The sequence below is a fragment of the Vibrio sp. V03_P4A6T147 genome (genome assembly GCF_002241085.1).
GTDB lineage: Bacteria > Pseudomonadota > Gammaproteobacteria > Enterobacterales > Vibrionaceae > Vibrio > Vibrio anguillarum.
This window is the reverse complement of record NZ_NDIO01000354.1, coordinates 1-9,302: the sequence shown is the minus strand read 5'-3', so window position 1 is coordinate 9,302 and position 9,302 is coordinate 1. Positions and strand designations below refer to the sequence as shown.

9 protein-coding genes are annotated in these 9,302 nt (G+C 43.7%); 5 read left to right on the top strand and 4 right to left on the bottom strand.

What is annotated here, in order from left to right:
• Positions 1-683, bottom strand: a 683-nt coding sequence (hutC, locus tag B9J84_RS13885) for a histidine utilization repressor (protein ID WP_094124383.1), incomplete at its 3' end; no start/stop codon positions are given.
• A 229-nt stretch (positions 684-912) separates the two neighbouring features.
• On the opposite strand from hutC, the gene yqfB reads away from it, so the two are divergent.
• The gene (yqfB, locus tag B9J84_RS13880; protein ID WP_010319023.1) at positions 913-1,257 is read left to right on the top strand and encodes a N(4)-acetylcytidine aminohydrolase; all 345 of its coding nucleotides are present in this window, start codon (positions 913-915) and stop codon (positions 1,255-1,257) included.
• A gap of 98 nt (positions 1,258-1,355) precedes the next feature.
• Here the strand turns inward: yqfB and B9J84_RS13875 are convergent, their stop codons facing one another.
• Positions 1,356-1,676, bottom strand: coding sequence for an HI1450 family dsDNA-mimic protein (locus B9J84_RS13875; protein WP_010319022.1), 321 nt, complete (start codon positions 1,674-1,676; stop codon positions 1,356-1,358).
• A gap of 2 nt (positions 1,677-1,678) precedes the next feature.
• The gene (yeiP, locus tag B9J84_RS13870; protein WP_013856610.1) at positions 1,679-2,245 is read right to left on the bottom strand and encodes an elongation factor P-like protein YeiP; all 567 of its coding nucleotides are present in this window, start codon (positions 2,243-2,245) and stop codon (positions 1,679-1,681) included.
• A gap of 134 nt (positions 2,246-2,379) precedes the next feature.
• On the opposite strand from yeiP, the gene B9J84_RS13865 reads away from it, so the two are divergent.
• Complete coding sequence (locus B9J84_RS13865; protein WP_094124381.1) at positions 2,380-3,147, top strand: nucleotidyltransferase; 768 nt, start codon at positions 2,380-2,382, stop codon at positions 3,145-3,147.
• Between the two features lie 24 nt (positions 3,148-3,171).
• Here the strand turns inward: B9J84_RS13865 and B9J84_RS13860 are convergent, their stop codons facing one another.
• Positions 3,172-5,535: a DNA polymerase II gene (locus B9J84_RS13860; protein ID WP_094124382.1), complete on the bottom strand. Its 2,364-nt coding sequence runs from the start codon at positions 5,533-5,535 to the stop codon at positions 3,172-3,174.
• A gap of 481 nt (positions 5,536-6,016) precedes the next feature.
• Here B9J84_RS13860 and uvrY point away from each other — a divergent pair, with 481 nt between their 5' ends.
• From uvrY to pgsA, 3 genes are read left to right on the top strand one after another with little or no spacing between them, the layout of a single operon-like run.
• Positions 6,017-6,661, top strand: coding sequence for a UvrY/SirA/GacA family response regulator transcription factor (gene uvrY / locus B9J84_RS13855; protein WP_026028128.1), 645 nt, complete (start codon positions 6,017-6,019; stop codon positions 6,659-6,661).
• Positions 6,661-8,493, top strand: a complete 1,833-nt coding sequence (gene uvrC, locus B9J84_RS13850) for an excinuclease ABC subunit UvrC (RefSeq protein WP_047688276.1) — start codon at positions 6,661-6,663, stop codon at positions 8,491-8,493. The genes uvrY and uvrC overlap by 1 nt, the downstream gene beginning before the upstream one ends.
• A 46-nt stretch (positions 8,494-8,539) precedes the next feature.
• The gene (gene pgsA, locus B9J84_RS13845) at positions 8,540-9,097 is read left to right on the top strand and encodes a CDP-diacylglycerol--glycerol-3-phosphate 3-phosphatidyltransferase (protein WP_013856615.1); all 558 of its coding nucleotides are present in this window, start codon (positions 8,540-8,542) and stop codon (positions 9,095-9,097) included.
• The last annotated feature ends 205 nt before the right edge of the window (positions 9,098-9,302 follow it).

The following is a 9,302-nucleotide window of genomic DNA, read 5'->3' as shown; positions in this document are numbered from 1 at the left end:
TATTTAGAGCCCGGGTGATAAAGCAGTGCAGAGCTGACTAACTTATCGCCACTCCAGGTACGGCGATTAAGTAGTAAACAGGGTTCATTCACGGCCAACTGCAACAATTGTTTGATGTGATGCTCGGCAATAATGGCTTCAACAGTGTGCTCAATGGCACTTAATGGGCAGTTTTGTGAAAGATATTGATTGGGCGTCATGAACGAGAAGTTTTGTTCAAGATAGTGGGGCGCGTAGCGGCTATTGACCCAACGCACTTCCAGTTGTATCGGAGTATCATTAGCAAAGTGAATGATTTCACTATAAAAAACAGAAGATCCTAGCATGACGCCGAGTTTGATAGCGACACTTTCATCTGCTGTTAACGCAAGTTGCTTTAAGACTTTACTGCGATATTGCTTCCCTCGGCTAGCGACTTCGTCAGCAATATTACGAATATCAAGTAGCGGTGATTCCGCTTTGTCTTCTACCGCGCAAACAAAAGTACCTAGCCTTGGTCGGCGTTGCAGTTTTCCATCAGCTACCAGATCCCGTATCGCTTTATTCACCGTCATCCGACTCACATTAAATTGCTCAGTCAGTTCTAGCTCGGTGCTTATGCGTTGGCCGACAGGCCAGTGTCCGGATTCAATGTTATCTAAAATAAATTGTTTTATTTGTCTATAAAGTGGTGAGCTTGACATGGGCATGATGAGTTTTATTTGAATATACAAATAATTAACGAAGTCGCTGGGAAATGCAATATTTAGATAAGGCTTTGCGATCATCATCGGCCAAAACTGTGAATTGGTGAAGCAGCTATCGACGACAAAGGGTCAGTGTCACGGTAAGATGGCGTCGTAACTTGTGTTGTAAATAGTAACCTGTGTTGTAAATGGTAACTTGTGGTTTAAATAATAAAGAGAAAATGCGATGACAGCTCCAACAGAAATGACTTTTTTCGCTCGTTTTGAAGCGGATATTTTGGCGAAAAAGAAAGTGATCACCATTCGTGATGAGAGCGAAAAGCACTACCAAGTTGGCTCTATTGTCGAGGTGAGTACGTTGGAAGAGGGACGAAAGTTCTGCCGCTTGTTAATCAATAAGGTTGAACCGATCCTATTTAGCGAATTAAGCCACTACCATGCAGAGCAAGAAAATATGTCACTCACGACACTGAAAGAGGTGATTCAAGACATTTATCCCAATATTGAACAGTTGTATGTCATTCACTATCAACTGGTTGAAGAAAAAGCTCTGGAAAAAGATCACGCTTAAAAATAATAACGCCAATCAATCACGATTGGCGTTATTGCTGTTTGCCTCAAGACAGTGTCACGACGATTTCATTATAAAACGCAGCAACAGTAATGAGGTTAGTCACGCTTCCACAGAATGTGGCAGAACTTTTGGTCTGGGTCGCGGCTGACGAGCATTCTTGCAAACACATCGTCTAGTACGTCGTCCTCTTCGTTGACAAGACCGATCAATACTTCCGCGTAAGCTTCCTTATCGACGTCAAAACCCACGTGTTGAACCCAATCATCACCAACGTCAAGCAGTTCAGCCGCGCCACGGTCTTCAAATTGTGCCGTAAACAGGATCACATCAACAGGTTCTAGATTATCGGGTGCCATTTCAAGAAAGATGTCGTAAGCCGCATCAATGGCATCGTCGTAAGAAATCAAATCAGACATTATTATGCTCGGCTCATGTATTTGCGTTCAGCGGTGTTGATAATAATACGGTCGCCAGTTGCGACATATTCAGGAACCTGCACAACAAGGCCAGTGCTTAAACGTGCTGGTTTTGAACGCGCAGAAGCTGAAGCACCTTTGATGGAAGGATCAGTCTCTTCAATTACAAGCTCAACAGATGAAGGGACATCCAGTGCTACCGCAACACCGTCAACGACAACCACATACATACCTTGGATTTCTTCAGTGATGAACAGTAGCTCATCTTCGATATCCGCCTGTTTAAACGTAAATTGAGTGTAGTCTTCGTTATCCATGAAGATGTACTCATCGCCATCAACATAAGAAAACGAAACCGCACGGCGGTTCATGTCAACGGTGTCGACAAAGTCATCGGCTTTTAAACGCTCATCAACGCGAGCGCCAGTGTTCAAATCAGTACAACGTAGTTTGTAGATTTTAGAACCACCGCGGCCACCAGGAGTGGTCACTTCGATATCTTTGATCAATAGCGTCTTGCCACCAGAAATAATAGCAAACCCTTTTTTTAATTCATTCGCCTTTGGCATGGAATTTTTCCTTCATACTTAGTTTCGGCGCATTATACCTTGCCGTTTTCGAAAAGGAATATCTTGATTGATTGCTTTGCATAGTAGAACATGACCGCGTGTACTTTTTCTTAAATTAACTAACGCTTTTTGCTATGTATTTATCGGTTATTGACCCAAAACAACCCTTTCAGGCTGAATATCAAGCGGCTATCGATGATCTCATCAAGTTTCTGCGTGCCGGGTTAGGTGACAATCTACATAGTCTTTACCTTTATGGCAGTGTGGCGCGCAGAACTGCGCGTTATGGGCGCTCCAATTTGGATGTAGTGTTGGTCACGCACCGTGATTTCTCCGGGCAACGAGCAACGTTACTAAATACGATAAAATGGCGATTTCAGAAAAGTTTCCCACATATCACCGAAGTCTCGATCAAAACTGCACTCGTGAGCGAGGTAGCCACTTTAGAGAGCATTTTTACGTGGGGATTTATGTTGCGCCATTGTTGCGTTTGTATCTTGGGTGATGATCTGGCGGAATGCTTTGGCGATTTCGAACCCAGTTGGGAAATAGCTAAACACTGGAATATGGACATCGCAGATTGGGTCTTTTTTTATCGTGATAAAATTGCAAAAACCAGTTCTGAAAGCGAACAGAGCAAGGCGCAAGTAGCCATTGCCAAGAAATTACTGCGCGCCAGTTATTCTTTGATTATGTATCGTGACAAAAATTGGTTTGATGATCCTATCGAATGCGGGCAGCAGTTTTTACGTTATCATCCGGAGAAAAAAATCGACATTGAGAGATTGGGTATTTTGCTCTCTGGACGAGTGATCGCCAAACGCTCAGTGATTGGAATTCTAGACAGTTATGGGCAATGGCTTGCAAAGCAGTATCAAAAAACAGAGTTTCGGATTGGTTAACCGCTGGCTAGGTCGTCGTGCTTCTTAAAATAACCCTAGTTGTGGCTGGCTGAGCTGTTCGAAATTCAAACCAACAAAAGGCAAAATGGCTTCTGCGACTGGCTGCAATTGTTTATCGATATAGTGCTGATAATCGATAGGACTTTTTAAATACTCTTTAGGCTCAGGGCCATTCAGTGTGATGAGGTATTCGATACGACCTCGATTTTGATATTGCAATGGTCGGCCTAACTGCTGGTTTATCGTATCAGCAAGTCGTGCGGCTCTTACTTGTGGTGGTACGTTTTTTTGGTATTCATGCAGCTTGCGACGCAACCGTTTTTGGTACACGAGCTCATGGTCGAGTTGACCGGTTTGAGTTTGCTCAACGATTTCACGAATAAACGCCGCAGGGTCTTCACCATTAAAAATCATCGAATAAAGTTGGTGCTGAAAGCGTTGTGCGAGCGGAGTCCAGTCCGTTCTTGCACTCTCAAGCCCTTTAAAAATTAGCCGCTCGTTTTCGCCTTCACCGATCAATCCCGCATAGCGTTTTTTTGACCCCGTTTCTGAACCTCGGATGGTTGGCATCAGAAACTTTCGGTAGTGGGTTTCGTATTCCAATTCCAGCATCGATTCCAATCGGTACTCTTCACGCAAGTGGGTCGTCCACCATTGATTGATGTGTTCAACCAGTTGTTTTCCTACGCGATCCGCTTGCTGCTGTGAATATTTACCACCTAAAGAGACAAAGGTTGAGTCGGTATCACCATAAATCACTTGATAGCCTTGCGCCTCAATTAACTTTTTAGTTTGCTTCATGATCTCGTGTCCGCGCATGGTAATACTGGACGCCAAACGAGTATCAAAAAAACGACAACCTGACGAGCCAAGCACCCCGTAGAAAGAGTTCATGATGATTTTTATCGCTTGTGAAAAGGCTTTGTTATTGTTCTTTTTCGCCACATCACGCGCAGCCCATAATTTCTCGATCATTTCTGGAAGAAAATGTTTGGTGCGGTGAAATTGACCGCCACGAAATCCCGTTACCGCTTGGTTATCCTCTTTACCAAGCGGAATTTTTAGCCCTTCAATCAAGCCAAGTGGGTCAATTAAAAATGAACGAATGATCGAGGGATATAAGCTTTTAAAATCAAGAAGTAATACAGAGTCGTAGAGGTTAGGGATGGAGTCCATAACATAGCCTCCGGGGCTTGCGACCCAATTTTCGGAGTGTAAGTTAGGTGCGATGTAACCCGCGCGATGCAATTGAGGTAAATAGAGATTGGTAAAGGCGGCGACAGAACCGCCGACGCGATCTAGCTCCACACCCGTGAGACGGGAACGTTCAATGGCGAAATCCAGCAAATGGGTATGTTCAAAGATTTTATTCACTAACACACAATCTTGCAGGTTGTATTTCGCCAGTGAAGGTTTGTCTTTTTTAAACATACGGTTGATTTCATCCATCCGATCATGGGCGTTGTGAATCGCTTTTCCTTCGCCTAAGAGCTCCCTTGATACTGATTCCAATGACCAAGACCGAAATTGGTAAGTGGCTGTTTTTAATGTATCAATTCCATCCAACACTACTCGCCCGGGAATGGTAATAAACCCTTGCTGACTCTGGTTTGAACTACGAAAAAAACTGTGCTGTTTGCCGCGACCAATCGCAAGTTTTAACTTATGCCACTCGGCTCTTTTATGGAGTAAGCGAAAATCAAAATCAATCACGCTCCAGCCAATTACTACATCAGGGTCGAACTCAGTGAACCAATCGATGAGAGCGTTGAGCAATGCGTATTCGTCTTTCACCCACTGAATTGGGGTATCGCAAGGTTCGGGCTCACCAATCATGATTACGCGGCTGTCCATTGGGCTATCAAAACCAATCGAGTAGAGAATGCCTTTTTCAGAGCATTCTAAATCCAGCGAAACCACTTTCAGATGAGGAAGATAGTTGCCCGGTCGACATTTCGCCTGTTCTATTTTTGAATGGAAAAACGTCTGGGTAAGCCGTCCAGTGAATTCAATGCTGCCTTTAAGAAAACGCTCCATAAGAAAGCGGTCGGCAAGCTTAATATCATCTTCTAACGTCAGAATATGATGTTGCTTTAGTAGTGCCGAAAACTCAGCATGCGTTTGAATCGTTTGACAATAACAACCCGCTAGGAGGTTATGTTCAAAATCTTCCAAATCCAATGTTTTTAATTCGATAGAGAGCTGCCGCTCTAACGCTAATTTTTGCGCTTGTGGTACATCTTTCTGTGGTATGAAGAACACGGGTTTTTCACCACGGATAATCAGTTGGGTTGGACCTTGAGGCGTACTCAACCACAACTCAATATGAGTCGAGCCATGAAGGTCTCTTGCATGGCGAGTAAGTAAAAAACCGTGTTGAATAACCAAGCGTAATAAATCCAAATAGTCGTAACCTTGGGGGAGGGCATCATATCAGAGCTACGAGGTAAATAACGAATTTCAGTGAGGTGAGTAAGCGGGCGATGGAGATGAAATAACCGTTAATTGGTATGGTGTATGCATTTTAACTTTATGATTTGTTTTGGTTTTGTATTTTTATGAGGCTGGTTGCATTTTTATGTTTAGGTTCAAATTTGTCAAAAAATCATGTAAAAGTCGTGCGACATCTCTGCTAATATAATTAAGCTTTTGATTTGTTGATGGATTCTCATTGGATGATTAGCCGAACAAATAAGTACTTGCCAAATTTGGGGTTTGAGCACATATTCAGTGTGAGTAAAAACCAATGTTAAGTTAATTACCCGATTGTGAGTTAATTTCCAATTGTGAGCTAATTAATGTGGGCCGCGATGCTGCTATCCACGATTCAGTGGGTGCAGAGCCAATAGATGAGTGTGGAGATACAAGTTTGATAAGTGTTTTCCTTGTAGATGATCACGAGCTGGTTCGCACAGGGATACGACGTATTATTGAAGACGTCCGTGGAATGAACGTAGTAGGGGAAGCTGACAGCGGTGAAGAAGCAGTAAAATGGTGTCGCAGTAATCATGTCGACGTTGTTTTAATGGATATGAACATGCCTGGTATCGGCGGTTTGGAAGCGACAAAAAAAATTCTGCGCTTTAATCCAGATGTGAAAATCATCGTGTTAACGGTTCATACGGAAAATCCATTTCCGACCAAAGTGATGCAAGCTGGAGCCGCGGGTTATTTAACCAAAGGTGCAGGCCCAGATGAAATGGTCAACGCGATTCGCATTGTGAATAGCGGGCAGCGTTATATCTCGCCTGAAATCGCACAGCAAATGGCATTAAGCCAATTCTCGCCAGCTTCTGACAATCCATTTGCTGATCTCTCGGAAAGAGAGCTGCAGATTATGATGATGATTACCAAAGGGCAAAAAGTGACGGATATTTCCGAGCAACTTAGTCTTAGCCCCAAAACAGTAAATAGCTATCGCTATCGACTGTTTAGTAAGTTAGCGATAAGCGGTGATGTTGAACTGACCCATTTAGCTATTCGACACGGAATGTTAGACACCGAGACGCTTTAGTGACTTCTTTGTTCGACTCGGTCGCTTTTCTTAAAACCGTTACCCATCAGCCCGGCGTTTATCGAATGTATAACGCCGAGGCTGATATCATCTATGTTGGCAAAGCCAAAGACCTCAAAAAACGCCTTTCTAGCTACTTTCGAAAAACAATCGATAGTGAGAAAACGCGCGCGTTAGTCAGCCATATCGATAAAATTGATGTCACCGTTACTCACACTGAAACGGAAGCGTTGATCCTTGAACATAATTACATCAAGCAATATTTGCCTAAATACAATGTGCTGCTGCGAGATGATAAATCTTACCCGTATATTTTTATTAGTGGGCATAAGCACCCTCGTTTGTCGTTGCACCGTGGCGCGAAAAAGCGCAAAGGTGAGTATTTTGGTCCATACCCTGATTCTGGTGCGGTTCGAGAGTCGTTACACCTCATCCAAAAAATATTTCCGGTAAGACAATGTGAAGATACCGTCTATAGCAACCGGACTCGTCCTTGCCTGATGTATCAAATTGGCCGCTGCGCTGCACCTTGTGTGAGTCATATCATTGCGGATGAAGAGTATGCTGAATTGGTTAATTATGTTCGATTGTTTTTGCAAGGCAAAGATAACCAAGTACTTGAAACATTAGTGCAAAAAATGGAACAAGCCAGCCAAGCACTGCAGTTTGAAAATGCCGCTAAATTTAGAGACCAGATCCAAGCCATTAGAAGAGTCCAAGAACAACAGTTTGTTTCTGAAGAGACGATGGATGACATGGATGTATTGGGATTTGCCCAAGAAAATGGCATCGCTTGCATCCATATTTTGATGATCCGCCAAGGTAAAATATTGGGTAGTCGTAGCCATTTTCCTAAAATTCCGGCTAACACGACTCAAGAAGAGGTGTTTGATGGCTTTTTAGGACAGTATTATTTAAGTCACAATGAAGCGCGTACGATCCCAAGTCGAGTGATCTTAAATGCGGGTCTGCTAGAGGATGAAAAGCCGCTGCAAGAAGCCTTACAGACCCTAGTCGGGCGTAAAGTTTCTTTCCACATCAGCCCAACAGGTGTGCGTGCTCAATATTTAAAATTGGCTAATACCAATGCATTGAGCGCAATAACGGCTAAAATTAACCATAGAATGACGATCAACCAGCGCTTTAAAGCACTTCAAGCTGTTTTAGGGTTGGATAGCATAGAGCGTATGGAGTGTTTTGATATTTCGCACACCATGGGAGAGAGTACGATCGCCTCATGCGTGGTATTTAACCAAGAAGGGCCTGTTAAACCAGAATACCGCCGTTATAACATCACGGGAATTACTGGTGGGGATGATTACGCTGCAATGGGACAAGTGTTAGATAAGCGGTATTCCAAGCAGCTTGACGTGGAAAAAATCCCCGATGTCATTTTCATTGATGGTGGTAAAGGGCAATTGAATCGAGCTTTGCAGATCATCTCTAGCCATTGGCAAGATTGGCCGAAAAGACCGGTGATGATTGGTATCGCCAAAGGCGTTACCCGCAAACCGGGGCTAGAAACGTTGATTACAACCGATGGCGATGAATTTAACTTGCCAAGTGATGCGCCAGCTTTGCATTTGATTCAGCATATTCGCGATGAAAGTCATAATCACGCCATTGCTGGGCATAGAGCCAAACGAGGTAAAACACGGCGTACCAGTACATTGGAAGGCATAGAAGGGGTTGGGCCTAAACGCCGGCAAGCACTGCTGAAATATATGGGAGGGCTGCAAGAGCTAAAAAGAGCCACTGTTGAAGAAATCGCCAAAGTGCCCGGTATTAGCCATTCTTTAGCTGAAAACATTTATCAAGCATTGAAACAATAAGAAAAATAACGCAACATAACCGCGCAATCGATAAGAGCCTATAAATATGCGTTTGAATATTCCTAATATTTTGTCTTTATTACGACTTTTCCTTATCCCAGTATTTGTCGTTGTTTTCTATCTGCCTTACGGCTGGGGCCCTTTTGCTGCGGCAATGGTGTTTTGGGTAGCGGGTTTTACCGATTGGTTAGATGGCATGCTTGCGCGAAAACTTGGGCAAACCTCTCGCTTTGGTGCTTTTATCGACCCAGTAGCGGATAAAGTGCTCGTTGCGACGGCTCTTATCTTGATCACCGACCATTACCACAGTCTCTGGATAACGATTCCAGCCGTGACAATGATTGCACGTGAAATCATCATTTCTGCGTTGCGAGAATGGATGGCGGAAATTGGTAAACGAGCCAGTGTGGCCGTTTCATGGGTTGGGAAGGTTAAGACGCTCACCCAAATGTTTGCATTGTGGGTACTGATTTGGCGTCATGATGATTGGATGGTGTGGGTCGGCTATGCAGCGTTATACATCGCCACCATTTTGACCTATTGGTCAATGGTTCAATACTTGGCGGCAGCTAAAGACGACCTCCTCAATGCAGAACATCATTAAGAAACGGGCTTAGGCCCGTTTTTTGTTGTCATCCCTAAACCACCGCCTTGGGCGGTGGTGATTGAACCTTGGGGCTATTGCCCGAAGGAGTGCCCATGCTAGAAGTAAACCTCTTATTCACCACAAGTAAGAGGAAACTAAAAACATGGGCGATTATAGAAGTTCATCACATGTATATTGGCGTTGCAAATACCATATAGTTTGG